Genomic DNA, 25,936 nt, shown 5'->3' with positions numbered 1-25,936 from the left:
GACCATCTCGTTTTATGCTGTTCCATTCTCATTCAGTCTTAGAACTTTGGTAATAAGTCAAACAAACCCAATAGCATCGTTAAAATGAGCAACATGCTGTACGCCAATATCAACCAAGGCGTGAACTCACCACCTAATGTGACGTAACCATTACTTGCCTCTTCCTTCTGACGAGTGTTTTTTCGACTCACCAACGCCATCAATGCCGGATAGACCCCAGCCCAAATAGCCCCAGCTAAACCAGCAAACCCTATCGCCATTAAGAAACCATATGGGAAAGTCAGAGACAGTGTTAGTGGCAGCAGTAAAACCACCACCTTCGCGTAACGCGTAGACAACTTATAGTGATTTGAAAGCACATCCATTAGGTAATCTAAGAGTCCCTTTGCAACCCCAATAAACGATGTCAACACGGCCATTTGTACAAAAAAGAACATGAGCGATTTAATGTCGTCACTTTGACTGATGGTCTCTACCACATTTTCGATATTGTCCTTCCCTTCACTCACCGACAAAATCATAGTCTCACGAGGTTGATTCCCCATAATTACCAATAACCACACCAAGTAGATAAGGGACACAAACCCAACCCCAAAAGCCACACTCCTAATCACTCGACGAGGTTTATCGTTATAGAGTCGCCTAAGCATAGGAATGACTTGCTGATACCCCATTGCTGCCATAAAAAATGGAAGGGTCATAAGCACGAATGGCAACAGGCTCAAGGAGTAATGATGTTCAACCGCCGGTTCAACGATATTGTTGAGAGCGACGCTAAAGCTAAGCTCATAAACGATGTAAACGAATGACAAGCTCATCAAGAGCATAAAGGCACTCAAAAAACGGCTAATGGTTATAGGGATCGTATAGAATATGGCACCAAAAACTCCCGCAAAAAGCACTCCAGCCAAATACCAATTTAATTCGTAGCCACCATATTCACGAAGGTAAAACTGCACCGCTTCAGTGCCCACAGTAATGTAGGCGTATAACAATATAAACCCGTTAAATATCATCATGAAATCACAGATAAGAGCGTGCTTACACCCCAATAAATCACGAACCATACTGTGTATTCCTGTTCCAATCGGGTACTTCATGTTCACTTCCAACAACAGTGAACCTGTTGCAATAACGTAAAACGCGGTGACAGTCAGAACAACAAGACTGAGAAAAAACCACATTCCCAAGCTAACGAGAGGCAGGCTCATCATGCCAACACCGATAGCGGTACTTGCGACCACTGCCGCGCCGTAAGCAAGCGGGACACGTTGCTTTAAGATGGAAAGAGAGCTGTCCATAGTAAATAGTCCTTTTCAGTTGAATAAGTAATGGCTGCCTCATCGTTCAGATAAGGCAGCGAATCAGCAAAATTGGTCGCTTAAACCGCAGGCACGAACTGCGCTAGAAAATGTCGAAGCACTAGAGGTTCATAGGTAAAACGATATCCAGATATCTTGCGTCGATTTTTCTTCAACCTAATCAGGCTTTCAGCAACATAATCTAGGTGTTCATTGGTGTAGGTTCGCCTTGGAATTGCAAGCCTTAAGAGTTCCGTAGGAGACGGTTTTTGGATACCCGTCTGAAGATCGCGTCCAAGCAGTAAGGAGCCGATTTCAGCAGAGCGTATTCCTCCTTCTAAATACAATGCGTTCGCCAACGCGTGTCCCGGAAATTCATCGGCGCCGATATGAGGTAAAAAAGCCTTAGCATCAATAAATACTGCATGACCTCCGGTGGGATTTTGCACGGGGATCCCCGCTTCAGTCAGTTTCTGAGCCAGTCTATTTACTTGATGAATACGGGCTGAAAGATAGCCATAGTCCATCGCCTCATATAACCCCACAGCCAACGCCTCCAAGTCACGACCAGCCATACCACCATAGGTTGCGAAACCTTCCATTGGAATGCAGAGCGCTTGAGACGAGCGGTACAGTTCTTCATTATCTTTAAAGCAACACAACCCACCAATATTGACCATAGCGTCTTTCTTAGCCGACATCGTAAACATGTTCGCATACTGGAACATTTCTTTTACGATCTCAGCGATACGCCAATCTGCGTATTTCTCTTCTCTATGTTTAATGAAATAGGCATTTTCTGCGAAACGTGCAGCATCCATGACCACCGGAATGTTATATTCTTGTGCAATATTGTGTACTGCTTTTATGTTCTCTATAGAGACAGGCTGCCCCCCCATGCTGTTACAGGTCACAGTAATAATAATCGCCGCTACATTTTCTGGACCGTTCAGTTCAATGTGTCCAATCAACTGATCCAAATCAATATTTCCCTTCCAATCGAATGGATCCGAGATTGAATAGGCCTCTTCAACGACGACATTTACCGCCTTCGCACCATTTAACTCGACGTGCGCTGCCGTGGTATCAAAATGATAGTTGGAAATAAAGACAGGTTTCGTCCCGCCGCGCTCCATTTTCATTTTCTCTATCAACACGGGAAATAAGATTTGTTCGGCTCCTCTTCCCTGATGCACAGGGATCGTATATTGATACTGGAATATGTCACTCACGGCTTCTTCCAATTTACAAAAACTGGTACTGCCAGCGTAGGATTCATCCCCCAGCATCATCGCCGCCCACTGATTCTGGCTCATCGCACCTGTTCCCGAATCAGTCAACAAGTCAATGTACACTTCTTCACTTTTTAACAAAAACGGATTAAACCCTACTCGCTCAAGCGCGGAGAGACGTTCTTTTTTGGGGAGTAAGTTAATCGGCTCGACGGCCTTAATTTTGTATGGTTGAGGTAAGTTACTCATTGTAAATTCCCTTTAATCTTAAAAGTTAAGGTTTCTTTATTATTTTCATTCGACAATAATTGACTGACACTAGGATCAATGTACCTTATCAAAAGCAACACTAAACTAATGATGTCAATATATAATTAAGACATTAACCAACAGTATTAAAGGGGAATTAGCCTTGAAGGTGTTTTAATGGTTGGATCAGCAGTATACCAGCGAAACCAAGATGTCGGAGAGGCAATATAGACACATGGAACAGAGCCAAAAATATTCATCACCATCTCCTTTTGTATTAATCTCATTAATCACTGTAGACAACAATAGTCTTAACATGAAAAAACATCAACCGGTAAAATGGTCTAGATTAATAATATTAAGTTATTGTTTAGTCTACAAAAACTCACATATTGATAATTTTCAGCGAGTTATATATAACAAGCATTTACTCTTTCCCAAATAATAAAGCACCTAATTTAAAAAAATGAGTAAGGAATCACATATTAAACTGCCCTGCTAGTAGATCAAAATTTTCCTGAGCAAAATATTAAGACAGTGATTTTTGAATGTGGAGCACAGCCGGTAAATACCGATATTTTGTGTTCAACACGATGGAGTCCACGGAGCAGGCAAGTATTTGCTCAACTTTGCCTATAAAGTAAATATTTGTCGATGTCGATATTGCTCCAATCCTAGACGAGGGGTGAAGCACTACTTAAAAGCGTCTGTAAATTTATTCTGTTGTTCACTTGGTAAAATTCTTTCATTTCAACCATCTTTATAAGAATATTACACTATAGTAAATAAACAAAAATAAGTATCGATCAAAATTATAAGCTAGCATTTATTATTAGAGCTATAGCTTTGTTGCATTCATAAAAAATGTCCTTTTTATTCACTAACTTCCATTGATAAAATCGTCAAAATAAATTATCGCTTGTGGACAGAGTTCTGATAATTGTGAAGGTCATCTCAAATCTAGCTCGAAAGTGCCCAAAATCATTTTGAGTTGCACCTTCACATGCATCGACGCCTCAAAGTTTCCCTTAGTCTGTTTAATGTTATGAAATAGTGGTTTGTAGGTCATCATGAGGGAGAATCCAGTCATTCGTTATGTGGCATTGCGCTTCAAAGTGCAAATGCAGTAAGCTAATCTCTCTGCTTGTCTGGACTACAGGTAAAAATATGATCGACCACGTTACAATCTCTGTCAGTGATTTAGAGCAAAGCCGAAAGTTCTATGAACAGGCTTTTCGCCCATTAGGCTATAAACTCGCGTTTGGAGAACAGGGTGAATTTTGTGCTTTTGACTTAGGAAAAGGTTTTTTATTTGAGATATGTAGCTCTAAAACAAAAGGTGCTTTAACTAGCTTTCATATTGCTTTTCGAGCTCCTAGCCAACAGAAGGTACACGAATTTTACGACGCAGCCCTACTTGCTGGTGCTAAAGACAATGGATCTCCTGGACCTCGGCCACAATACACAGAGAATTATTACGCTTGCTTTGTACACGACCCAGATGGTCATAATATTGAGGTGATGTTTGATAAGTGGGGCTCCTAATAAAATTTTCCATTTGGCGCGCTAGAAGCGTCTCTAGCACGAAACTGTCCAAGGGCGTGTTGACACAGAAGCGACAAACACGTCTTTGCCCCAAGATGTGTTTAGAGCGCAAGAAACCATCATGAGATTTGTTTGTGAAACAAGCTGTTTCCCAATTGTCCAACAGGTTGTTGGACAAACTCTAGTAACCAATTATGTAAGAGGGTCTTGCACAATTGCGAAACAGGTTGTTTCGTAAATCACCTCTGCTCCAACCCGGCTCTGATCTCGTCGCTTCGGCAATAGAACTAACTAATGTGCAAAATATGCACATTGCTTATCAAGCAACTATCGAGGATTCCTCGGTAGTTGAACTGTCGCAATTTTTGCAACAGTTGCCCGAGTAACGAAACAGCTCAGTGATTGCAGATTCTGCAACAACTCATATCTGTCCCATTATCAGTTTTACCTTTGTAGGGAGCGTCATTCCATAAATGAAATTTCCCCGAAAAAAAACTTATGGTAAAGGTAAATGGTATCACCAGACCAATGCGGACATAAATGGAGCAACGTTGTGTGTTGTAAGCCGACATGTAGTGTACGATAGGCAAAAAAAAGCACCATAAGTATAGATTTGGTGCTTGATACACGACAACAAGGAACTTAAAGTTACGTCCAACAGACTAGTATGGGAACTTTGATTTTCAAGTTATTTACACTGACTATTTCTGAATGTCATAGTAGGGTGAAATCAATTCAACTAAATACATAACCAGACTTGCCATGGCTAACACATAAATGGCAACTTCATTCTGAAGGAGTATCAAAGTAAAAGACTCTACCCAGCAAAATTGCTTCAATGATATCTTTGTGCTGTTCAACTATTGAGGCTGATATCTCAGCATTTACCGCAAATTCTAACATCGATTGATTGCCACAAAGATAGTTAGCTTTTTCGGCGACATTTAATGACTGAACGTAGCTGCAAGCCTTGGCGAAAGTTTGTTGCTTCGACACGATTAATGAATGCGACATTATAGTAGAATCAATCCGTATTACTCTGATTATATGAGCAGTATTCTTAAATTTTATATCAAACAAATATGTCGATGTTTGAGTCGGGTCTCCCGTATGGGTTGTCAACTATGTCATAAGGTGTTTTATTGCATTGTGGCAACACGTCCCCCTTATAACATTCGAACTCCACCTCTGTTGAAACATAAAAACACCCATCAATTTCAATTGTCTCTTGTATATAAGGCACCTTCATTTTTTCCATAGTCGCTCCAATGATTTCCTCTAGCGGCATAAAAAACCACACGCTTGTTTTTGGTTATGGCTTTCTCGACTATGCCATCTGACCAAAAAGCGTAAACGAGTGCGCATGACGACAAATGAACCGTTTGTATTGCGATAATGTGTCGCATGCTGCTCCTCACACATTGACTGCCATTCTTAGTTTAAGTAAAGGTCATTCTGAATATCAATCAAGACTAATTTTTAGGAAAAATCATATTGTAAAAAGCGATTGATTATCTAACCTACAAAATACTCAATATTATTCATGAGGTTATTATACGGGGATGACTATTTTTTCTAATGAAGAATGGTTTAGCATCGTAGAGGACGGTGAGTTTTGGGATATACATGGAGACGAATGTTGAGTGTCAGATGGAAAGAGATGATGGTTCTGAATACCAATCGGCCATTAAAGTGTATGTTCTGTAGGAGTCGTTGATGTATGGACAAACCAGAGTGTGTGGAGTTACATCTATGTATTAAAACAAGCAAAGGTGGATTTATCTTAGCCTCCAGCAACACCTCAAGAGCAGAGAGCATCACCTATTGGCTCATGACTCCCAGAGAGAAGCGTGAAGTTGAGTACTATGTGGTTCTAGTTCGGGATGAACAAGCAGTAGACTTTAAGTTCATTTCGAAAGAGTGGGCTGACTTTTTGCTAGAAAAAGTGGAGATAGTACTTCTTTGTAAATGTTCTGCGTGATAAGGAGGCAGAAGCTGATTAGGATCGACCTCGGTAGCGCAATATGGTGATCACTTCAAGGGATGGGGAGTTTCTTTTGTTATGAAGACAGTAAAGACATTACATTAATTTATACTAATATAATATTAGTTCTATGTTGCTAAGTCCAGCGTTACATGTGTTGCTAACTAGAGTTTGGTAGGAGACCATTATGAAAAAGATGATCGTGTTATGCTTGCTCTTTCTCTCTATGGATGGAGAAACGTCTGAAAAGCAACTGGTTTATCTTGTTTCAGATTTGAGAATACCCTTTTGGGAAATTATGAGTAGAGGAGTTACTTCGAAAGCAAACGTCTATGATTACGACGTGCTTGTCCTCTCTGCCAACAATGATGCTAAACAAGAATTAGAAAATCTTGTAGTGGCCATCGATATGAAGGCTGATGCCATTATCATGTCTCCTACGAATTCTTCTGCCGCGGTGACCTTGCTTAATTTGGCAAAACAAGCCCAGATCCCTGTTGTCATTGCCGATATTGGAGCAGAGAGTGGCGACTACTTGTCCTACATAAAATCAAACAATCTCCAAGGAGCCTATGATTTAGGAAAAATGCTTGCAGCTAAGATGGAGCGTAGCTCAAGTGTTGACGGCACCGTAGGTATTATCGCTATTCCCCAGATGAGAGTGAATGGTCAACAGAGAACACAAGGTTTCATTGCTGCTCTTGATGAAAGTGGTATAGACGTTAATGGCCTTTATCAGCAAGTGGATTTTAGTTATCAGGAAACATTTGATTATACAATCGAAATCTTAACAAAAAATCCTAGAACGCGTGCTATTTGGCTACAAGGTTCGAACAGGTATCAAGCTGCTCTTGATGGTATCGCGAAAATGGGTAAAGGGAAGGAGGTTTTGTTGATTTGTTTTGATGCAGAGCCAGAGTTTCTGGAGTTGCTCAGAACGGATGTTATTGTTGGAGCTGCGATGCAACAACCTTTTAAAATAGGAGAGCGTTCAGTCGAGACTGTTTATGAGTTTTGGCAAGGGGCGAAGATTGAATCAACACAAGAGCTTAAGGTGCTTGCTGTGGACAAAAATACCCTTGATAGCCAAGAAGAAGAAATTAAAAGAAATGTCCTCGGTTTGGATTAGAAAGGAACCTGATGGGGAAAATGAACGCTTCTTCCAAGTCCGTCGCTCTCATAAGAGTGACCATGCTAGTTATCATGCTCAGCATCAGTCTCGTGATAGCTATCTATACAACGATTACTCTTTCAATTGAAAAACAAGTACTCTCAAAACACATCAATAAACAAGTTGAAATGAGCTTAATTACACTGAGTAATAATATTGCTCCTTTGATGCAAGCGTATGCTATTAATGAATATAAAAAAATCATCTTAAATGAAGCAAGAGAAAGAAATTACCAAGCTATTGTGGTTTATGACAATCAGTTCGCCAAAATTCTTAATCGAGATAACTATGTTTCGGGTGTAACAAAAGTCAATGGTGAAATTTCAGAGTATGACGAGGAAAAGGGCTATTTGTTTGGTGATGAGTTTGTCATAACAAGCATGCCAATTGAATCACCAAACGGTGAGGAGATTGGCAAAGTAAAGATCAGTGTTTCTGATAGCATTATTACGGATAAGATGTATGAGTCGCTTTTTCATGCCGTACTCTCGGGTTTAATACTTAACGCTGTTATCTTATCGATATTATATTTTCTTTTACAACGGTTTGTATCGAAACCCTTAGCGAGTTTAAAGCTTCAGTTAGAAGTTGATGAAGTCAATGCCATTCCCAATCAGGAGTTGAAGCTCAGTGGGTATAATGAAATTGATGGTTTTATTCGGGTTGTAAACCAGATGTTTTCAACAATCAAAGCAACGCGAATGAAGCTGCTGGAAGAACAGAGAGATTTGAATAGTGTTATTGCAGCAACCAAAATTGGCACTTGGTACTGGAATATAAAGTCGGGTGAAGTTAAATTTAATGAAAGATGGGCAGAGATGCTCGGCTATCGCTTAGCAGAGCTCGAACCACTCACTTTCAAGACTTGGGAAAAGCTCTGTCATCCAGAAGATTTTGTTCAATCAGAAGAACAATTAAAGCGCCACTTTGAAGGTTCTCTTGAAGTTTATGAATGTCAATGTCGTGTTCAACATAAATCTGGACAATGGCTTTGGATACTCGCTCGAGGACAGGTGGTGAAATGGGAAAAGACTGGTGAACCGATAGAGATGTTTGGGACACATCTTGACGTAACGGAAAAGAGCCATGCAGAAGAAGAATTGAGAATGTCAGCGAGTGTTTTTGACAACACGAGAGAAGGTATTTTAATTCTTGATAATTTGGGGTTAGTTCGAAGAGTTAATGAAGCGTTTATTTCAGCTAATGACTACAGTAGAGAAGAACTATTGGGTCACTCTTTAGAGTCAATTTTAGATGAAAGTGAATCTCAGGTTCGCTATGCCGAACTGAAACAAAAAGTGTTAAGTAATGGGTTTTGGCGTGGTGAATTATGGCTCGTAAGAAAAGATGGTCAAGTTTATCCTGAACTTGTCAGCATAACGGCAGTTAGGGACTCTCAAAATAGGCTATCTAATGTTGTTGCTCTGTTTACAGATATATCACGCCTTAAAGAGCAAGAGAAGCAACTAGAGTTACTTGCACTCTATGACCCTCTCACGAAACTGCCTAATCGTAACTTATTGGTGACCAAAGTCAGTGAGTTACTAAAATTCAATGAATTCGGTCGATATATGGCAGTTCTTTTTATTGACCTCGATGAGTTTAAAAAGATTAATGATTCTTTTGGACATGAAGTTGGCGATGAGGCACTAAAGTTACTCGCTTCTACCTTGAGTAAAAACATTCCTTCAAACGATATTCTAGTAAGGTGGGGGGGAGATGAATTTATTATTGTCCTTAATAATGTTCGTAGTGAAGCTAAAGTAAAATCGTACGCTTCAAAGCTACTCAATATAATTTCTACGATGAGATTTAAAACAGATCTGATTCACCCACAGTCCTTCTCTGCGAGTATTGGTGTGACTATGACGGAGGCGGATAGTGTCACAGATATAGAGCAACTTATTCGACAAGCTGACCTAGCTATGTATGAATCGAAACTGCAGGGGGGGAATAGTATGGCATTCTTTAACCCTGAGCATGATAGAAGTAAGCGAAAACGACATGCTAAAAAGCGACAGTTGGAACAAGCCGTTTCTGAAAATGAACTGGAACTATACTTTCAGCCAAAAATGAACCTGAGAAGCAATGAGGTGATAGGAGCAGAAGCCCTTCTTCGTTGGAATCATCCCGATAAGGGAGTGCTAACTCCCGAGCAATTTTTGTTTGATATAGAGACACCCGCGCAACAATGTGAGATTGGTGACTGGGTAATGACTCAAGCCGTTCATCAAGTGTCCGAGTGGATGAAATGTGGCATGGATATACAATTGTCTATTAACGTATCTAGCTATCAATTGGATGATATCAATTTTACCAGTCGCCTAAGAGCGCTATTGTATCAATATAAGGTTCCTCCAAGCTATGTGCAGATAGAAATTCTTGAATCGAGTGCTCTAGAACTGGTAGAAAGAGCTCAGGCGGTGATTGAGCGTTGTCAGTCGTTTGGGGTGAGTGTGGCAATTGATGATTTCGGAACTGGCTATTCAACCCTCTCTTATTTAAGAGATCTTCCCGCTGACGTGTTGAAAGTCGATAAGAGCTTTATTATTGGTTTGCAAAAAGATAGTAAGAATTGGGGGCTTTTGAAGGCTGTGATGAGTTTGGCCTCAACCTTCGACAAAACGGTTGTGGCAGAAGGTTTAGAAGATTGGGACGCAAAGGAGTTGTTATTGGAAGTAGGATGTGAAATTGCCCAAGGTTATGCGATAGCGCGGCCAATGAAGATAGAGCAATTTAACCGTTGGTATCGACAAGAACAGGTAGCGGTATGAGAAAGAAGAGCCATTGTTACGTATGACTAAATGGAGAAATGATTTCGAGTTGCCTTTCTGCACCCTATTTCGCAATTTTCCTTACTTTAGATATTTTGAAAATATCCATTTTGATTTGGTGCTCTAACTGGCTTCTGTCCAAAAGTGAGTTGAGAGATGCTTGTAGATTGTTGACGGCTATCCTTGGGGCTATATTGGGGCTTTTTTTCCAGTAAAATACCGTCAAATCTTCCACTCTACTGTTTGTACATACAGCAGAGTAGAAACAAAAAAGCACCCCATCAAGGAGTGCTCTCTTCTTATTCCCAGTCGAGAATAACTTTCCCAGACTGCCCGCTACGCATGACGTCGAAGCCTTCTTGGAAATCATCAATCTTGTAATGGTGAGTGATAATTGGCGTCAGATCTAAGCCAGATTGAATCAAGCTTGCCATCTTGTACCATGTTTCGAACATCTCTCGACCGTAGATACCTTTGATCACAAGGCCTTTGAAGATAACTTGGTTCCAGTCGATACCCATATCTGATGGTGGAATACCTAAAAGTGCAATACGACCGCCGTGGTTCATGGTTTCTAGCATTGAGCTGAATGCGGCTTGTACGCCAGACATTTCTAGACCTACATCGAAGCCTTCCGTCATGCCTAGTTCAGCCATCACGTCTTTTAGGTTTTCATTCGCTACGTTAACTGCGCGCGTTACGCCCATCTTCTTAGCAAGGTCTAGACGGTATTCGTTCACATCAGTGATAACCACGTGACGAGCACCAACGTGTTTTGCAACCGCTGCTGCCATAATACCGATTGGACCCGCACCAGTGATAAGTACGTCTTCGCCTACTAGGTCGAAAGAAAGCGCTGTGTGTACCGCGTTACCAAACGGGTCAAAGATAGACGCTAGGTCATCAGAGATACCTTCTGGGATCTTAAACGCGTTAAACGCAGGGATAACAAGGTACTCAGAGAATGCACCCGTGCGGTTAACACCTACACCCACTGTGTTGCGACATAGGTGAGTACGACCGCCACGACAGTTACGGCAGTGACCACAAGTGATGTGGCCTTCACCAGATACACGATCGCCAATTTCAAAGCCGCGAACTTCTTGACCGATACCAACGACTTCACCCACATATTCGTGTCCTACGACCATAGGTACAGGAATCGTGTTTTGTGACCATTCATCCCAGTTGTAGATATGGACATCAGTACCACAAATAGCGGTCTTTTTGATGCGGATTAGGATGTCGTTGTGACCAAGCTCAGGCTTGTCTACTTCGGTCACCCAGATGCCTTGTTCTGGCTTAAGCTTTGAAAGTGCTTTGATTTTCATAATATTTACCAAACTGCGCCCCGAGCCAAAGCTCAGGGCAAAAAATCAATGAGAGAGCGATTACTTGATAAGACCCATGTCTTTACCCACTTCGATGAACGCATCGATAGCACGGTCTAGTTGCTCACGTGAGTGTGCTGCTGACATTTGAGTACGGATACGTGCTTGACCCTTAGGTACCACTGGGAAAGAGAAGCCAATGACATAGATGCCTTTCTCTAGCGCACGCTCAGCAAACTCAGCTGCAACTTTCGCATCGCCTAGCATGATTGGAATGATCGCGTGGTCTGCACCACCCATAGTAAAGCCCGCGCCTTCCATACGAGTACGGAAGTGTGCCGCGTTTTCCCAAAGGTGGTCACGAAGGTCGCCACTCTCTTGTAGCAGGTCTAGAACGCGGATAGATGCGTTAACAATTGCCGGTGCTACTGAGTTAGAGAATAGGTATGGGCGAGAACGCTGACGCAACCAATCAATCACTTCTTTCTTACCAGAAGTATAGCCGCCTGACGCGCCGCCCATTGCTTTACCTAGCGTACCAGTGATGATGTCGATACGGTCAACCACGTCGTGGAACTCGTGAGTACCTGCGCCGTTTTTGCCCATAAAACCTACAGCGTGCGAATCATCAACCATAACCAGTGCGCCGTACTTGTCAGCAAGATCACAGATAGCTGGAAGGTTTGCGACTACGCCGTCCATTGAAAAAACGCCGTCAGTCACGATAAGCTTGTGGCGAGCACCTGCTTCAGTTGCAGCGATAAGTTGCTCTTCAAGCTCAGCCATGTTGTTATTCGCGTAGCGGTAACGCATCGCTTTACATAGACGAACACCATCGATGATAGATGCATGGTTTAGTGCGTCAGAAATGATTGCATCTTCTTTTCCTAGAATAGTTTCGAACAGACCAGTGTTTGCATCGAAACAAGACGTGTAAAGAATCGTGTCTTCTTTACCTAGGAATGTAGACAGCTTCTGCTCAAGCTCTTTGTGAATGTCTTGAGTGCCACAGATAAAGCGTACCGACGCCATACCGAAACCATTTTTATCCATGCCCGCCTTACCCGCTTCGATAAGTGCTGGGTGGTTCGCAAGGCCAAGATAGTTGTTCGCACAGAAGTTAAGAACTTCTTCACCAGTTGAGATTTCAACAGCGGCTTGTTGTTGAGACGTGATGATACGCTCAGACTTGTACAAACCTTCCGCTTTTACTTCTTCAATCTGATCTTGGATTTGCTTATAAAACGAAGCAGACATAGTAGATTCCTTTTTCAATCCTATTTATCAATAGGTTATGTAGGGGATGAGACAGCCAAATTCTATTGATTGGGTGTATTTCACGAATGCCATCATTTTAGTTCATTGTGCTGCAAACGATTATCCCTTAACATGGAAAACCATTAGTGAATCTGAGGCACGAATAATGTTTAGCCAGAAGCTTATTGCTCTGCTGCCCGACTTAGCATCGTATATTTTGGTGGTCAACGAAGGCAGTTTTACCGCTGCAGCCAAGAAGTTAGGTGTCACACCCTCAGCACTCTCCAAGACAATCACTCGACTTGAAAACGCCCTATCAGTAAAGCTGTTTGAGCGAACCACTCGAAAGCTGGTCATTACTCAAGCTGGAAGAAAGGTTTATGATCAAAGCGTACTCATGGTTAACGCCGCTCAGCAAGCCATTGAAGTCTCTCAATCGGATCATGCTGAACCAAGTGGCTCTCTCACCATCGCGGCACCAGAAGCCTTTCTAAACTCTGTACTGCAGCCATTTATCGCCCCATTTTTGCAGCAATATCCAGAGATCCAGCTCAAGGTGCGTGCTATTGATGGCAACTATGACTTGCTCAATTTAGGTATCGATGTTGCGTTCAAACTCACAGACAAGCCCGACGAGAACCTAGTGATGAAAGAGTTGGGTCCAACAAACTTGGTGCTATGTGCCAGTCCAGATTACATCACTGCCAATGGCCTGCCTACTTCACCTAGCGAACTCGAACATCACGACTGCCTCTATTTGGCTGAAGTAGATAGAGACAATGTATGGGATTTTCTCAAAGATGATGACTTTCACACGGTCACTGTGTCCGGTCGCTACGCCATTAACCACTCTCAAATGCGTCTTAGTGGTGTGAAACAGGGTCTGGGTATCGGTATTTTTCATGACTTCGTGATAAAAGAATCACTTGATGATGGAAGCGTAGTCCCCGTACTTCCTGATTGGACTATAAAAAGTAACTACCATGGGGCGATTGCAATGCAGTATGCCCAGACCAAGTACATGCCGGCAAGACTGCGCGTCTTCATAGACTATGTAGCCCGCGAGCTGCCCTCTAAACTTATCAAACACAACTAGGATCCGACTATGCTCAAAGGAACACATCACATCGCCATCATTTGTTCTGATTACCCAAGGTCGAAGCATTTCTATACCGAAGTTTTGGGGTTAAGCGTATTGGCAGAGAACTTCCGCGAGGCACGTGATTCTTATAAACTCGATCTCGAATTACCAGATGGAACACAGATAGAATTGTTCTCTTTTCCTAGCTCGCCGCCACGCCCAAGCTTTCCTGAAGCACAAGGGTTAAGGCACCTTGCCTTTGTAGTTGATGATATTGACCAAGCTGTGAGCAAGCTGGTCAGTCACGGGGTTGCTGTTGAGCCTATTCGAATCGATGAATATACAGGTAAGCGCTACACCTTCTTCCAAGATCCAGACGGACTGCCTTTAGAGCTCTGCGAAGAAGTGACATTGTAACCGCCCTTCTGTCATCAAACGATAAAGAGGCCAACTACATTGGCCTTTTTTGCCCAAACCTAGATCACTTTATTCGTTTTTCTCCAAGTTCTCATTCAGTATCATATTTCAGTTCGAAAGATTTCATCCTTTAAAAACCAGAATATTAAACTAACAATAAGTCACATGTTGGCATTTAACACCTAAAGATCAGTCCTGTAAGGTTTTATTTACTAAAAATCCATTTCTCTTTTGAAGCAAAATTTAACAATTTGTTTACACTTATAGTATCCAAGCGTTTGAAACATTGCGTATAAACACGTACTGGTTTCAGCCTTATCGACATCACTCTTATCCAGAGTATGTGAAAAGGAGTTCGAGATGAACGTACAAGCATTACCCATGCATCGTTTTATCGACTACCAAGGACACTTAGTTAGCTCTCTACCCGATTGGGCTGACGAAGCAACCCTAAAGAAGCTGTACCGCGACATGGTAGTCGCAAGAACGTACGATGCTAAAGCCGTTGCCCTTCAACGCACCGGCAAACTCGGTACCTACCCTTCGCACCTTGGTGCCGAGGCAATAGGTATCGCCATTGGCCACGCCCTTTCTCACCGAGATGTTTTCATCCCCTACTATCGCGACATGCCTGCCATGTGGCTTCGCGGCATTCCCATGGAAAAAAACCTTCAATATTGGGGCGGTGACGAACGCGGTAGCGATTTTGAGTTCACCAATAGTGATAACCCATGTACCGACCTCCCTTTTTGTATCCCAATAGCCACGCAATGTACTCACGCCGTCGGTGTTGCTGCTGCGTTAAAGATTAAAGGCAATCACGATGTTGCGTTGGTGACGTGCGGCGATGGCGCCACTTCAAAAGGTGACTTTTTAGAATCCATTAATTGCGCAGGGGCTTGGAACATCCCTTTGGTGTTTGTAGTGAACAACAACCAATGGGCAATCTCAGTCCCGAGGGCACTGCAATGCGGAGCGGAATTTCTCGCAGACAAGGCACAAGGTGCGGGTATTCCCGGGCTTAAAGTCGATGGTAACGATGTCATCGCCATGTTAGATGCTATCAGCATCGCCATTTCCAATGCACGTAAAGGCAAAGGTGCAACACTTATTGAAGCTATAAGCTATCGACTCAGCGATCACACCACCGCCGATGACGCCACTCGTTACAGAACAGATAACGAACTTGATACCGCTTGGGAATATGAGCCCATCCAACGACTGAAAACCTTCTTAGAATCCCAAGGATGGTGGCAAGATTCAGACGAAGCTCTGCTTATCACGGAAAGCAAAAAACAGGTTGAGGAAGCCGTCGCTCGCTATCTCAATACCCCACCCCAAGCACCAGAAACCGCCTTTGATTATCTCTACGAGCAACCAACCAAAGAACTTCGCCCGCAACGCGATGAGCTCATCAACAAATCGATGCGCATGCAAGGAGGACAACATGGCTGATCAACTGCATATTGTGCCCCTAGCAAGCCCTATCGCCTCAGTGGAGTCCACACTGGTCGATGCGGTGAACTTAGCTCTCCATCATGAAATGGGCAGAGACAAACGCGTAGTACTGCTTGGAGAGGATGTTGGCGATAACGGCGGCGTATTCAGAGCTACAGTTGGCCTTAAAGAACGCTTTGGGCTGAAACGCGTTATCGATACACCGCTCGCCGAAGCGCTCATCGGCGGCGTTGCTGTGGGCATGGCGACTCAAGGCCTTCGACCTATTGCTGAATTCCAGTTTCAAGGGTTCGTGTTTCCTGCGATGGAACACATCATTTGTCATGCTGCCCGAATGCGTAATCGCACCCGCGGGCGTCTGTCTTGCCCAATTGTGTTTCGCGCGCCATTTGGTGGTGGCATACATGCGCCAGAGCATCACTCCGAAAGTGTCGAAGCTCTGTTTGCCCATATTCCTGGGCTGAGGGTCGTTATCCCGTCATCACCACAACGCGCCTATGGCTTGCTATTGTCGGCGATACGCTGCAACGATCCCGTTATGTTCTTTGAGCCCAAACGTATCTATCGCACCGTTAAATCGAATGTGGTTGATAATGGCGAAGCCCTGCCTCTTGATACTTGCTACACCCTTCGAAAAGGACGGGATTTAACGCTCGTGACTTGGGGAGCCTGTGTTGTTGAGTCACTTCAGGCAGCAGATACACTGTCTAAAGCAGGTATCGAGGTGGAAGTTATTGATCTAGCTAGCATCAAACCCATTGATATGGAGACGATACTAAAGTCACTTGAGAAAACAGGTCGATTGCTTGTAGTTCATGAAGCAAGCAGAAGCTGCGGCGTAGGCGCTGAAATCATTACTCGCACTTCAGAGCAAGCCATGTGTATGCTCAAAGCGCCGCCTAAACGAGTAACAGGCCTTGATACCGTGATGCCTTACTACAAAAACGAAGACTACTTTTTGATCCAAGAGGCCGACATCGTACAAGCAGCAAGAGAGCTAGTGGAGGGTTGGAAATGAAGTCATTTTTATTGCCAGACTTAGGGGAAGGACTTGCCGAATCTGAGATTGTCGAATGGCATGTGAACGTCGGCGACGATGTCGATTTAGACCAAGTCATCCTTACCGTTGAGACCGCTAAAGCCGTTGTCGAAGTCCCCGCGCCGTACAGCGGAAAAATCGTCAAACGTTATGGCGAAGAAGGTGATGTCATCAGTATTGGCAGCCTATTGATTGAAATCGAAGAGGCGGTCACGGAAGGCGCTAGCCTCAATGAATCATCAAACACCAACGATGCTGCAACTGTGGTTGGCAATGTCTCCAGCCATACTCATCACGTCGAAGTCGATGACTTTTGGGTCGGCGCAGCGCACCATAACGCCGAAGAGAACTCGATCACAGCCATGCCCTCTGCTCGGCTTCTAGCCAAAAAGCTCGGAATTGATCTACTGCGCGTCAAAGGCAGTGGCCAAGATGGCGTGATCACAGACAATGACATTTACGATCAAATAGACAAACAAGCCCCCGGCACGGAAGTTCTCAAAGGCGCACGTCGAACCATGGTTGGTACCATGGCGCAGTCGCACCACTCCGTTGCTTCTGTCACTATCACCGAAGAAGCCATGCTAGACAACTGGCAAAATGACGAAGACATCTCAGGAAGACTCATCAAAGCCGTGGTGCATGCATGCCAAACAGAGCCAGCACTGAATGCGTGGTTCGATGCAGAAACCATGACCCGATGCGTCCATTCCAACGTGAACATTGGTATTGCCGTAGACAGTAGCCATGGGCTCTATGTCCCAGTGCTCAGAAACGCCAACGAATACGATCAAGCAGGCATCCGCCAATGGTTAAACGAAACCGTGCAAGGCATCAGAGCCAGACGAATTGGACGAGAGCAGTTGCAACACGCCACCATCACCCTGTCTAACTTTGGTGCTATCGCAGGGATATTCGCGACACCCGTGGTGACACCACCTCAGGTCGCGATCGTGGGTGCGGGTCGAATTATTGAGAAAGTAATAATGCGGGATGGACAAGCGGTTGGAGTTAAAGCCTTACCGCTTTCGATAACTTTTGACCATAGAGCGTGCACAGGTGGTGAAGCTGCTCGCTTTGTTAAGGTGTTGGTGGAGCACTTACAGCAAGGTTAGTAATGACAAAGGACACTGTGGAAAGTGTCCGTCATTCCCTTGCAAAAGGGAATCTGGTACAGCGTGATTAGGAGGTTGTTTACGTGAACTAGTCTGCATACTTTGGTAAGTCAAGCGCTTTGGGAGATCTTCACTTACGTGAAGATGACAAGTCTAAATTATAAGTGGCTTCCTAGAGTAACTCCATCACTCCACAACAATCCCTAACTCCACTCTCTTTCGCTTACTAAGCCCCATAGACACAATTTTGTATGACTCGCTGATGTAATAACGAAGCTCCTCATCTAAATGACCGCTGGTATCTGTCTGCTGAATCCACTTCATTCCACGATTAGCAAAGTAAGGAGCCGGTCTGTATCCTTCGTGATCGGAAAGAAAATCGAAGTTGAGAACCGAAGTTTTGAAGATATAAGCCTCACTCCCCTCCTTACTCCAGCCACCAATCGCAAACACCTTTCCACCCACTTTCCAAACGTGCGCACCCCCCCACTGAATCACATGGGAGGTTGCGGTAAAGGAACTACAATACTCATTAAACTCATCGTATTTCATTGAATGCCCTTTTCATTGACTCGTCTCTTGTAGCATAGACAGAATACCGTCTGGGTAAACGGGAATAGACCCACTGATAACGTCCTCTTCCGGAACCCATCTTACGGTAAACTCGACTCCATTCGTTTCAATACCCTTAAAATGTTCTCTCTGATAAAGATCGGAACTTTCAAGGATACCTTCGAAGACAAAGACCACTTCATGTCCGGGAACGCCATCGAACGTGAACCTGTTCTCACTCACGCCAAGCAAATTTAGGTCTGAGACATCCGCACCTATCTCTTCGCGAACTTCACGAACCGCGGCTTGTTTAGCAAGCTCCCCAAACTCAACCCCGCCACCAATCGGCATCAAATAGTGCTCATTTTTCGTCGGATCATAACCTTCCGCCAGCAGTATTTTTCTATCATATCGGCAAAGACAGACTGCTTTTACTCGAATAGGCTTACTCACTTAGGAACTCCTCAAGCGCAGCAAGCGCCTCATCTGCTTTGGAAGACTGGACAAAGATATGGTCATGATAATAGGCTGCTACCACGTTAGCGCTAATATCCCGCTCCGCAAGTTTTTTGGATACCGCTGCCGTTAAACCGACCGCCTCGAGGCTGGAGTGAACGTTCAAGGTGATCATTCTAAACAACCCTTCAAAGTCGAGTTCAGCTTGCTCTGCCTGAAGCTTTGGAAGTATTAGAGTCAAGCCTTCCTGTTCTTTAAACGAACCTAAGATATCGAGCATAAGGTATTCAGCCAGTGATCCTTTAACGGTACAAAACACAAATTCCCCATCGACTAAACTTGGCTCCATTGATGCGAGTAGCTGTTCTAAATCGGTAATTCCTGACATCGTTTGCCCTTAGCGTTTCCATACATTTTCAACATGTTGCGCTTCACTAACGACTACGGCAAGCAACAACACCTCAAAGTATTTGCACCATCACGAAACCGCCGTCGTCCGTATGATATAGTCGCAACCTTCGAATAAATTGGAACACTGGCTCCAATTCAATACTAGTAATCTAGGTAGGAACCCATTCGTTTGAATAGAGAATCAAAGCTACTCGTTGTCGCAATCGCTATTGCTGTGCTCAACATAGTGTCACATCTTTTGTTGTCAAAGTTCTTTGCTGAGTATTCGTGGGTCGAAATGTCTTTGGCTTCGATACCCTTTATTATGATGTTGATGTGTGTTTTTGCGGTTCGCTACGCGGCCAAAACATTAAAGGAAAGCGACAAAGAAGAAGGCTAAGGTCGCTTGCAACAAACCTTAGCCCTTTCAGCTAGTATGTTTGAACAACGAAAGATAGGCTAAGGCACCTTATCAATCAGCTCCGGCATGATTTCGAATAAGTCTCCAACTAACCCATAGTCTGCCACCTCAAAGATCGCTGCATCCGGGTCACTATTAATTGCCACGATAACCTTAGAGTCCTTCATTCCCGCCATGTGCTGAATAGCTCCGGAGATACCAATAGCAATATATAGCTCAGGAGCGACAATTTTGCCCGTCTGACCTACTTGCAGGTCGTTAGAAACAAAACCGGCGTCGACCGCAGCTCTTGATGCGCCAATGGCACCACCCAGTTTGTCGGCCAAGCGCTCAACGAGAGCAAAGTTTTCTTTACTGCCTAGACCTCGACCTCCTGATATAACGACTTTTGCTGACGACAAGTCGGGGCGCTCTGATACCGTCTGTTGAGAATCAATAAAGCTAGCCAGGGTTTGTTGAGAAGTCTTTGACACAAGCGCTTCAACTGATGCATTTTCTTGGCTATCCGTACTCGCTGAATCAAACGCTGAGCCACGAATCGTCATCACCAACTTGGAATCGTTGGACTTTACTCTCGCTAGCGCGTTGCCGGCATAAATCGGGCGAATAACAGTATCGGGTGATTCGATTTGAATAACGTCTGACAACTGCCCAACATCCAGCAGCGCTGCCACTGTCGGCATAAGGTTTTTGCCAAATGTTGTTGCTGGTGCAAGAAAATGAGTAAACACCTCGCTCAACTCAACAATAATAGGAGCGACATCTTCAGCGGTGGGATGTTTGAATTGCTCGGCATCGACACGGATTACCTGCGTTACTCCCTTCACTTTTGATAAGCTTTCCGCTATTGCTGTAACCTTGTTGCCTACCACAAGAACAGCAATATCACCGCCTATCTGGCTTGCAGCATGTAGCGTTTTCAGCGTATCTGCGGCGATATTGCTATTATCATGCTCAGCAATGACCAATGTTTTACTATCCATGATTTACCCTCCCCCTTAGTCAAAGCACTTTGGCTTCATTACGGAGCTTATCCACCAGCTCGTCGACACTCGCTACCGATTGACCCGGTGCGCGTGATTTCGGAGCCATCACTTCTAACACCTCTTGACGCGACTCAATATCAACCGCTAATGATTCAATGGGAACGACATCTAGCGGCTTCTTTTTCGCTTTCATTATGTTGGGCAAAGAGGCATACCTTGGTTCATTGAGGCGTAAATCAGTGCTGATAATCGCTGGTAACTGCAAACTCAATGTTTCCAATCCGCCATCCACTTCTCTTGTCACTAATGCAGCATCTCCTTCGATAACAAGTTTCGATGCGAATGTACCTTGTGGACGATCAGTCAGAGCGGCGAGCATCTGAGCAACTTGGTTGTTGTCAGTATCAATAGATTGTTTGCCCACTAACACCAATTGAGGCGATTCTTGTGACATAACTTGCTTAAGCACTTTTGCCACGGCTAAAGGCTCTAACATTGACTCGGTTTCAACATGAATGGCGCGATCAGCCCCTAAGGCAAGTGCATTACGAAGTGTCTCTTGAACCGCACTATCACCGATGCTGACCACTACAATTTCTGTCGCTACTCCTGCCTCTCGCAGCCGAATTGCCTCTTCAACTGCAATCTCGCAAAAGGGGTTCATCGACATTTTCATATTGTTGGTTTCAACCCCAGACCCATCGTCATTTACTCGGATTTTTGCATAGGGATCGATGACACGTTTAACCGCCACTAATACCTTCATACACCCTCCTGTTTTGAACACAAACGCCATAAAGTGGTTATAAAATGAGCTTAGCTAAGTTTACGTTTACGTCAACTGCACTATAGTTATACGTAACATCTTTAAGATCCGATGGATGGCAACCAAGGTGTACAACATGCAAAGAGAATCAATGGAATTTGACGTGGTGATTGTAGGCGCGGGCCCCGCTGGGCTCTCGGCTGCCATTCGACTAGCTCAATTGCAGCAGCAAGAAAAGCCACTTTCAATCTGCGTGATAGAAAAAGGGGCTGAAGTCGGTGCGCATATACTCTCCGGTGCCGTTTTTGAAACTCGTGCATTAGATGAGCTTTGCCCCGATTGGACAAGCCTCGGCGCTCCAGTTAAAAACCCCGTCACCAATGATGAATGTTTGTATCTCACCACTCACCTCAATCATGTCGTAGTACCTGAATTTCTGACCCCGAACAGTTTAAAAAACAGCTCAGACAACCATGTCATAAGCCTTGGTAATTTATGTCGATGGTTAGCTGATCAAGCAGAGCAGTTAGGAGTCGAAGTCTTTCCTGGTTTCGCAGCGAGTAAGGTCTTATATGATTCAGCGAACACCGTGGTTGGTGTGCAAACCGCTGACATGGGTCTCGACAAAAACGGAGAGAAAAAATCTAACTTCGAGCCCGGTATTGATCTCCTATCTCAATACACCATTTTTGCGGAAGGAGCTCGCGGTCATCTAGGTAAATCACTCATCGACAAGTATTCTCTCGACCATGACATGCAGCCCCAACACTATGCGCTTGGCTTTAAAGAGCTGTGGCAACTGCCAAAAGACCATCCGCATTATAAACAAGGACACGTTGTCCACGGTGTAGGTTGGCCACTCAGTGAAACGAGTACCACTGGTGGTAGCTTTTTATACCACTTACCCAATAACCAGGTTGCGGTTGGTCTGATTACCGACCTCAATTACCGCAACCCTCATCTCAATCCTTTTGAAGAATTCCAACGCTTTAAACATCATCGAGCTATTGCCAAATATTTGTCCGATGGCGAGCGTTTATGTTTTGGAGCAAGAGCCATTGCCAAGGGGGGATTGCGTTCACTACCGAAACAACAGTTTCCCGGTGGCCTGCTCATTGGCTGTGACGCTGGTACGCTCAATATGGGGAAAATTAAAGGCAGCCACACGGCTATGAAATCAGGTATGTTGGCGGGAGAAGCAGTATTTAAGTCTCTAGTGGCACCGCAACCAGAGCGTGAGCCTGACTATCAAAGTGAATTTGAATCTTCATGGCTTTATGATGAGCTGGCAAGCACCCAAAATTTTGGTGCTAACCTTCATCGGTTTGGTGAGCCCATTGGCGGGCTAGTCAATGTAGTCGAACAAAACTGGTGGCCAAAGCTATTCAAAAGATCTGCACCATGGAAAGTGCAGGATCTTACGGAAGACCATGCCTGCCTAGATCGAGTCAAACAGTCCAAGCCCATCGACTACCCTAAGCCAGACGGCAAACTAAGCTTTGATAAACCTTCCTCTCTGTTTCTCTCTGGTACGCAGCATGAAGAAAACCAGCCGTGTCATCTTCTTCTGCATGATCCAGATCTGGTTATCGAGACCCACCTACCCCAATACAACGAACCGAGTCAGCGCTACTGCCCAGCAGGTGTCTATGAAATTATCAATTCCGACGGACAACCACAGTTGCATATCAACGCGACCAACTGCCTTCACTGTAAGACCTGCGACATAAAAGACCCATCGGCAAACATTAACTGGACATCACCTGAAGGCGGTGGAGGACCAAGCTATCGTGGAATGTGATCAGCAAGAAAATGGCTTTATCATCACGACTGTTTTTTTAGCCAGATTTGAATATCCTCAATCACCAGACTAAGAGCATCATCTCCCGTAGAGCGCTTCAATCCGTGGTTAAGATCACCGTATAACTTGAACTCTATATTGGGATTGCTACTCGCGATATCTTCGGCCATCTCGATAGCCGAATCGACCGAGACGCTCTCATCCTGACCAGCTTGAATGAGTAAAACAGGTGTATTGATTTGCTTTATGACCTCAACTTGGTCGACTGAGAATACACCTCGCCACCATTTATAACCGTGATTACTCATATCCAGCTCAAAGGGTTCACTGTCTAATAGGTGATTGTAAAAACCCATAAAGCCTTGACTTTCTTGTTCAAATACCTCTTCAGAAGAAGCGTCAACACGAATACTGTGGATTACATCATCAATAAACTTTCTACCACCGCTATTAATGGAAACAGTATAAGAAATACGATCAGAGTTCGCTGTTAGCATATTGGCAATCAGCCCGCCTTCACTCCCTCCAACAATCATGACTCTATCGTAATGCTGGCCTGCCTCCACATGAGCCAACACTTGCAAATAATCACTGACACGTTGCTCAGGTGAATCATTGTCAATATACGCCTTAGGACAGTCCGCTCTCTCAATCTCCTCACTCAAACGCAAGCTTGCATCGATACCATACTTTTCGACAGTCAATACATCGGCGTTGGGGAGTATCTTTGGTAACTCTTGATTAATTCGGGCGTTTTGAGTAACGCTATTACAGTCTGAGCCTTGAACTAGAATGAGTAAGTCATCATGGTTTGGGGTATTCTTTTTTAAATAATATTGAAGCTTTGAACCATCTTCCCTTATTAGCCCAAGGGCTTCTAGAGCGAAGGTATGGTTTGAATACGACAGCAGCACCAAAAACAAAACAGAACTTACTTTGTAAACAATACTCATTGCGCTTTACCCTATATCCGTCTAAGAATTAAACATCAAAACATTATGCTGACCATGAGGCAATCCTTCGTTAAAAACGTGCGAACAGTTTCACGTTGATAGTCTGTAGTGTGACAGTTGCATAAGAAACTCATTCTCAAGCTGGCTACAATCATACTCCCCCGTAGTAAAAAGAAATGGATACACCATGAAAGAGTTAATTTATCAAACGCTTGTTAGCCTCTCCAACAAAATGCCAGAAGAGCACGCTGAAATCAGACAAAACCTTTATGAACAGTTAGATCTACCTTTCAATAAACAGGCAGATCTGTTTGCTAGCGTTCTTAGCCCTGCTGGTTCAGGTAAGTTTGAAGATGATCAGGCAATGAGTGCGGCTGTAGAAAGTGCCATTCGTTTGTTAGAGACGCCTGAGCACTAATCAGATTTCGGAAGGGATACAACCCTAGAATTGGGTTGTATCAATAATATAATCACCTTAAGAGTGCGTGTCGAATACAAGTTCCTACATTCTCAATAATACGCGGAGTTAAGCCTGTTAAACTAATTCTTCCGTTATCAAGTAAATATATAGCATCCCTAGTTCGCAATGCGCGTATATCCGATAGTGCGAGTGGCAACTGAAAAAACACCCCGTAAACTGTGTGTGTAGGTATTGCTTTATCATTATTAATGGATGTTAATAGAGCGTGTTTACGCTGTTTTAGTAAGCTCCGAACGTCCATCAATTCCTTCTCCCATGTCATACGCAACGAATCGTCGCCTAGTATTTCAGTCACAATAGATGCACCAAACTGTGAAGGAGAAGAATAGTTACTGCGAATAATGCCATTCATTGCCTCCTGAACCGCACGTGTATACCTTTCACATTCGACTTTTATTGTTAGTGCGCCCACTTGTTCGTGATACAAAGTGAAATTTTTAGAAAACGAAGTGGCAACAATGAGGTTTGGGCATATCGACGAAATAACACGAATGGCTTCACTATCCTCTTCCACTCCACGTCCAAGCCCTTGGCTGGCATTGTCGATGATAGGGATAAGTTGTTTACGACGACATACCTGTGCGATTTGCTGCCACTCTTCACTCGAATACACACTACCAGAAGGGTTGTGCGCGCCCGATTGTAAAATGAGCGCATCATTGGGCTTGGTATCAACAAGCTGCTGTTCAAATACTTCAACTTGGCTAGTGTGCTCAAAAAATTGTGTGGCAAGTCCGGCAGCTTTGGCGACATTTTGATAATTAGACCAGCATGGTGTACCAATCCAAATTCGCTCGCCTTTAAGTTGCTGAGCGAAAAAATCAAACGCTAGCCTCAACGCCCCCGTTCCTCCAGGCGCTTGTACTGAGGCTAGTTGTTGCGCGTTTTTCTGACAGAAATCAGCTCCAAATACCAAATGCTCTACGCCGGAAATAAACCGCCTGGTTGAAAATGGTACTCTGCCCCAGTTTTGAACAACACGTTTCTGGCTTTCTAACACAGTGGGCAACACCATAGCGTCACCATTATCATCACACAAAATACCGCTGACTAAATCGTACTTTGCCGTTCGGGTATCCTGTTGAATGAGTTTGGCAACGCGCCTCACATCATCCAGCTCAGCTGGTTTTACATTTTCAACAATTCGCATCGGGATCATTTGGAGCCTAACTTAAT

Annotated in this window: 23 protein-coding genes and 1 pseudogene; 12 read left to right on the top strand and 12 right to left on the bottom strand. The window is 44.0% G+C overall.

What is annotated here, in order from left to right; translation table 11 throughout:
- Positions 1-38: 38 nt before the first annotated feature.
- Both PG915_RS22635 and PG915_RS22630 read right to left on the bottom strand, forming a co-directional pair.
- Positions 39-1,301 (bottom strand): aromatic amino acid transport family protein, encoded by a 1,263-nt coding sequence (locus tag PG915_RS22635; RefSeq protein WP_353499228.1) that lies wholly within the window; start codon positions 1,299-1,301, stop codon positions 39-41.
- Between the two features lie 80 nt (positions 1,302-1,381).
- Positions 1,382-2,782 carry a tryptophanase gene (locus PG915_RS22630; protein WP_353499227.1) on the bottom strand — a complete coding sequence of 467 codons (1,401 nt, stop codon included), beginning with the start codon at positions 2,780-2,782 and terminating at the stop codon, positions 1,382-1,384.
- Positions 2,783-3,949: 1,167 nt separating this feature from the next.
- Here PG915_RS22630 and PG915_RS22625 point away from each other — a divergent pair.
- The 4 genes from PG915_RS22625 (at position 3,950) to PG915_RS22610 (ending at position 10,256) form a co-directional block, all read left to right on the top strand.
- Positions 3,950-4,327, top strand: a complete 378-nt coding sequence (locus PG915_RS22625; protein ID WP_353499226.1) for a VOC family protein — start codon at positions 3,950-3,952, stop codon at positions 4,325-4,327.
- A 1,720-nt stretch (positions 4,328-6,047) separates the two neighbouring features.
- A complete protein-coding gene (locus PG915_RS22620; protein ID WP_353499225.1) occupies positions 6,048-6,308 on the top strand; it encodes a hypothetical protein in 261 nt (86 codons plus the stop codon).
- A 190-nt stretch (positions 6,309-6,498) separates the two neighbouring features.
- Positions 6,499-7,440: a substrate-binding domain-containing protein gene (locus tag PG915_RS22615; RefSeq protein ID WP_353499224.1), complete on the top strand. Its 942-nt coding sequence runs from the start codon at positions 6,499-6,501 to the stop codon at positions 7,438-7,440.
- Positions 7,441-7,502: 62 nt separating this feature from the next.
- On the top strand, positions 7,503-10,256 hold the full coding sequence (locus tag PG915_RS22610; protein WP_353499223.1) for an EAL domain-containing protein: 2,754 nt from the start codon (positions 7,503-7,505) through the stop codon (positions 10,254-10,256).
- A 299-nt stretch (positions 10,257-10,555) separates the two neighbouring features.
- Here PG915_RS22610 and tdh read toward each other — a convergent pair whose 3' ends face one another.
- Together tdh and PG915_RS22600 are read right to left on the bottom strand one after the other, a co-directional pair.
- Positions 10,556-11,587, bottom strand: coding sequence for an L-threonine 3-dehydrogenase (tdh, locus tag PG915_RS22605; protein ID WP_353499222.1), 1,032 nt, complete (start codon positions 11,585-11,587; stop codon positions 10,556-10,558).
- 60 nt (positions 11,588-11,647) lie between these two features.
- Positions 11,648-12,844, bottom strand: coding sequence for a glycine C-acetyltransferase (locus PG915_RS22600; protein ID WP_353499221.1), 1,197 nt, complete (start codon positions 12,842-12,844; stop codon positions 11,648-11,650).
- 166 nt (positions 12,845-13,010) lie between these two features.
- Here PG915_RS22600 and PG915_RS22595 point away from each other — a divergent pair, with 166 nt between their 5' ends.
- The 5 genes from PG915_RS22595 (at position 13,011) to PG915_RS22575 (ending at position 17,954) form a co-directional block, all read left to right on the top strand.
- Complete coding sequence (locus tag PG915_RS22595) at positions 13,011-13,940, top strand: LysR family transcriptional regulator (protein WP_353499220.1); 930 nt, start codon at positions 13,011-13,013, stop codon at positions 13,938-13,940.
- 9 nt (positions 13,941-13,949) lie between these two features.
- Positions 13,950-14,342: a VOC family protein gene (locus PG915_RS22590; protein ID WP_353499219.1), complete on the top strand. Its 393-nt coding sequence runs from the start codon at positions 13,950-13,952 to the stop codon at positions 14,340-14,342.
- 360 nt (positions 14,343-14,702) lie between these two features.
- Complete coding sequence (gene pdhA / locus PG915_RS22585; RefSeq protein ID WP_353499218.1) at positions 14,703-15,797, top strand: pyruvate dehydrogenase (acetyl-transferring) E1 component subunit alpha; 1,095 nt, start codon at positions 14,703-14,705, stop codon at positions 15,795-15,797.
- Positions 15,790-16,818, top strand: a complete 1,029-nt coding sequence (locus PG915_RS22580) for an alpha-ketoacid dehydrogenase subunit beta (protein ID WP_353499217.1) — start codon at positions 15,790-15,792, stop codon at positions 16,816-16,818. Before pdhA ends, PG915_RS22580 begins: the two co-directional genes overlap by 8 nt.
- A complete protein-coding gene (locus PG915_RS22575) occupies positions 16,815-17,954 on the top strand; it encodes a dihydrolipoamide acetyltransferase family protein (protein ID WP_353499216.1) in 1,140 nt (379 codons plus the stop codon). Before PG915_RS22580 ends, PG915_RS22575 begins: the two co-directional genes overlap by 4 nt.
- Before the next feature lie 186 nt (positions 17,955-18,140).
- On the opposite strand, the gene PG915_RS22570 is transcribed toward PG915_RS22575, so the two are convergent.
- From PG915_RS22570 to PG915_RS22560, 3 genes are read right to left on the bottom strand one after another with little or no spacing between them, the layout of a single operon-like run.
- A complete protein-coding gene (locus tag PG915_RS22570; RefSeq protein WP_353499214.1) occupies positions 18,141-18,506 on the bottom strand; it encodes an MmcQ/YjbR family DNA-binding protein in 366 nt (121 codons plus the stop codon).
- Positions 18,507-18,518: 12 nt separating this feature from the next.
- Positions 18,519-18,959, bottom strand: coding sequence for an NUDIX hydrolase (locus PG915_RS22565; RefSeq protein ID WP_353499213.1), 441 nt, complete (start codon positions 18,957-18,959; stop codon positions 18,519-18,521).
- Positions 18,952-19,350, bottom strand: a complete 399-nt coding sequence (locus tag PG915_RS22560) for an ACT domain-containing protein (RefSeq protein ID WP_353499212.1) — start codon at positions 19,348-19,350, stop codon at positions 18,952-18,954. Before PG915_RS22560 ends, PG915_RS22565 begins: the two co-directional genes overlap by 8 nt.
- 192 nt (positions 19,351-19,542) lie before the next feature.
- Between PG915_RS22560 and PG915_RS22555 the strand changes: the two genes are divergently transcribed.
- Complete coding sequence (locus PG915_RS22555; protein WP_112462747.1) at positions 19,543-19,752, top strand: hypothetical protein; 210 nt, start codon at positions 19,543-19,545, stop codon at positions 19,750-19,752.
- Positions 19,753-19,811: 59 nt separating this feature from the next.
- Here the strand turns inward: PG915_RS22555 and PG915_RS25140 are convergent, their stop codons facing one another.
- The 3 genes and pseudogenes from PG915_RS25140 to PG915_RS22545 all read right to left on the bottom strand — a co-directional run bounded on the left by PG915_RS25140 (position 19,812) and on the right by PG915_RS22545 (position 21,525).
- Positions 19,812-20,246: an electron transfer flavoprotein subunit alpha/FixB family protein gene (locus PG915_RS25140; RefSeq protein WP_418643008.1), complete on the bottom strand. Its 435-nt coding sequence runs from the start codon at positions 20,244-20,246 to the stop codon at positions 19,812-19,814.
- Positions 20,247-20,287: 41 nt separating this feature from the next.
- Positions 20,288-20,756: pseudogene (locus tag PG915_RS25135) on the bottom strand (electron transfer flavoprotein subunit alpha/FixB family protein); the annotation flags it as partial.
- Between the two features lie 19 nt (positions 20,757-20,775).
- Positions 20,776-21,525 carry an electron transfer flavoprotein subunit beta/FixA family protein gene (locus tag PG915_RS22545; protein WP_353499210.1) on the bottom strand — a complete coding sequence of 250 codons (750 nt, stop codon included), beginning with the start codon at positions 21,523-21,525 and terminating at the stop codon, positions 20,776-20,778.
- Positions 21,526-21,640: 115 nt separating this feature from the next.
- On the opposite strand from PG915_RS22545, the gene PG915_RS22540 reads away from it, so the two are divergent.
- Positions 21,641-23,326 (top strand): electron transfer flavoprotein-ubiquinone oxidoreductase, encoded by a 1,686-nt coding sequence (locus tag PG915_RS22540; protein ID WP_353499209.1) that lies wholly within the window; start codon positions 21,641-21,643, stop codon positions 23,324-23,326.
- A 23-nt stretch (positions 23,327-23,349) separates the two neighbouring features.
- On the opposite strand, the gene PG915_RS22535 is transcribed toward PG915_RS22540, so the two are convergent.
- Positions 23,350-24,279, bottom strand: coding sequence for an alpha/beta hydrolase family protein (locus PG915_RS22535; protein ID WP_353499208.1), 930 nt, complete (start codon positions 24,277-24,279; stop codon positions 23,350-23,352).
- A gap of 187 nt (positions 24,280-24,466) precedes the next feature.
- Here PG915_RS22535 and PG915_RS22530 point away from each other — a divergent pair, with 187 nt between their 5' ends.
- Complete coding sequence (locus tag PG915_RS22530) at positions 24,467-24,697, top strand: PAS factor family protein (RefSeq protein WP_353499207.1); 231 nt, start codon at positions 24,467-24,469, stop codon at positions 24,695-24,697.
- 52 nt (positions 24,698-24,749) lie between these two features.
- Here PG915_RS22530 and PG915_RS22525 read toward each other — a convergent pair whose 3' ends face one another.
- On the bottom strand, positions 24,750-25,910 hold the full coding sequence (locus PG915_RS22525; protein ID WP_353499206.1) for an aminotransferase class I/II-fold pyridoxal phosphate-dependent enzyme: 1,161 nt from the start codon (positions 25,908-25,910) through the stop codon (positions 24,750-24,752).
- Between the last annotated feature and the right edge of the window lie 26 nt (positions 25,911-25,936).

The organism is Vibrio sp. CB1-14, from assembly GCF_040412085.2.
In the GTDB taxonomy this organism is placed as follows: domain Bacteria; phylum Pseudomonadota; class Gammaproteobacteria; order Enterobacterales; family Vibrionaceae; genus Vibrio; species Vibrio chaetopteri.
Note: the sequence above shows the minus strand (reverse complement) of the source record. Positions and strands in the feature narration are given on the sequence as shown.

Excerpts from the sequence above, each read along its gene's own strand:
- PG915_RS22635 (WP_353499228.1), bottom strand. The coding sequence starts at position 1,301 with ATGGACAGCTCTCTTTCCATCTTAAAGCAACGTGTCCCGCTTGCTTAC.
- PG915_RS22630 (WP_353499227.1), bottom strand. The coding sequence starts at position 2,782 with ATGAGTAACTTACCTCAACCATACAAAATTAAGGCCGTCGAGCCGATT.
- PG915_RS22625 (WP_353499226.1), top strand. The coding sequence starts at position 3,950 with ATGATCGACCACGTTACAATCTCTGTCAGTGATTTAGAGCAAAGCCGA.
- PG915_RS22620 (WP_353499225.1), top strand. The coding sequence starts at position 6,048 with ATGGACAAACCAGAGTGTGTGGAGTTACATCTATGTATTAAAACAAGC.
- PG915_RS22615 (WP_353499224.1), top strand. The coding sequence starts at position 6,499 with ATGAAAAAGATGATCGTGTTATGCTTGCTCTTTCTCTCTATGGATGGA.
- PG915_RS22610 (WP_353499223.1), top strand. The coding sequence starts at position 7,503 with ATGCTAGTTATCATGCTCAGCATCAGTCTCGTGATAGCTATCTATACA.
- tdh (WP_353499222.1), bottom strand. The coding sequence starts at position 11,587 with ATGAAAATCAAAGCACTTTCAAAGCTTAAGCCAGAACAAGGCATCTGG.
- PG915_RS22600 (WP_353499221.1), bottom strand. The coding sequence starts at position 12,844 with ATGTCTGCTTCGTTTTATAAGCAAATCCAAGATCAGATTGAAGAAGTA.
- PG915_RS22595 (WP_353499220.1), top strand. The coding sequence starts at position 13,011 with ATGTTTAGCCAGAAGCTTATTGCTCTGCTGCCCGACTTAGCATCGTAT.
- PG915_RS22590 (WP_353499219.1), top strand. The coding sequence starts at position 13,950 with ATGCTCAAAGGAACACATCACATCGCCATCATTTGTTCTGATTACCCA.
- pdhA (WP_353499218.1), top strand. The coding sequence starts at position 14,703 with ATGAACGTACAAGCATTACCCATGCATCGTTTTATCGACTACCAAGGA.
- PG915_RS22580 (WP_353499217.1), top strand. The coding sequence starts at position 15,790 with ATGGCTGATCAACTGCATATTGTGCCCCTAGCAAGCCCTATCGCCTCA.
- PG915_RS22575 (WP_353499216.1), top strand. The coding sequence starts at position 16,815 with ATGAAGTCATTTTTATTGCCAGACTTAGGGGAAGGACTTGCCGAATCT.
- PG915_RS22570 (WP_353499214.1), bottom strand. The coding sequence starts at position 18,506 with ATGAAATACGATGAGTTTAATGAGTATTGTAGTTCCTTTACCGCAACC.
- PG915_RS22560 (WP_353499212.1), bottom strand. The coding sequence starts at position 19,350 with ATGTCAGGAATTACCGATTTAGAACAGCTACTCGCATCAATGGAGCCA.
- PG915_RS22545 (WP_353499210.1), bottom strand. The coding sequence starts at position 21,525 with ATGAAGGTATTAGTGGCGGTTAAACGTGTCATCGATCCCTATGCAAAA.
- PG915_RS22540 (WP_353499209.1), top strand. The coding sequence starts at position 21,641 with ATGGCAACCAAGGTGTACAACATGCAAAGAGAATCAATGGAATTTGAC.
- PG915_RS22535 (WP_353499208.1), bottom strand. The coding sequence starts at position 24,279 with ATGAGTATTGTTTACAAAGTAAGTTCTGTTTTGTTTTTGGTGCTGCTG.
- PG915_RS22530 (WP_353499207.1), top strand. The coding sequence starts at position 24,467 with ATGAAAGAGTTAATTTATCAAACGCTTGTTAGCCTCTCCAACAAAATG.
- PG915_RS22525 (WP_353499206.1), bottom strand. The coding sequence starts at position 25,910 with ATGCGAATTGTTGAAAATGTAAAACCAGCTGAGCTGGATGATGTGAGG.